The sequence below is a fragment of the Pseudomonas juntendi genome (assembly GCF_009932375.1).
Classification (GTDB): domain Bacteria; phylum Pseudomonadota; class Gammaproteobacteria; order Pseudomonadales; family Pseudomonadaceae; genus Aquipseudomonas; species Aquipseudomonas juntendi.
Map to the genome: position 1 here is coordinate 1 of NZ_BLJG01000300.1, position 441 is coordinate 441.

Annotated in this window: 1 protein-coding gene; it reads left to right on the forward strand. The window is 63.5% G+C overall.

Translation table 11 applies throughout. The annotated features are described in order from the left end of the window. The coding region (locus GYA94_RS25040) for a BaiN/RdsA family NAD(P)/FAD-dependent oxidoreductase (RefSeq protein ID WP_174824207.1) at positions 1 to 441 on the forward strand (441 nt) is incomplete at both ends.

Consider the following 441-nt stretch of genomic DNA (forward strand, 5'->3'; position numbering starts at 1 on the left):
GCTGCCGACCCGCGCCGGGCTGGTGCCGTTCACCATCACCGAGCCACAACTCAAGGCATTGTGCAGCGAGCTGTCCGGCACTTCGCTTGATTGCACGGCCACCTGCAACGGCACCAGCTTCCGCGAAAACCTGCTGTTCACCCACCGTGGCCTGAGTGGCCCGGCAATCCTGCAGATCTCGTCGTTCTGGGAAGCCGGTGACACTGTCGAGATCAACCTGTTGCCCGACCGCGATGCACTCACCTGGCTGCAGCAGATGCAAACCGAGCGCGCCAATGCCGAACTGAAGACCGTGCTGGGCGAAGTGTTCACCCGCAAGCTGGCCAACCTGCTGGCCGAGCAGTGGTTCGAGTCCAGGCCCATGAAGCAGTACACCCCGGCAGAACTGGCGCACATTGCCGAGAAGCTGACCAACTGGCAGGTGGTGCCTGCGGGCACCGA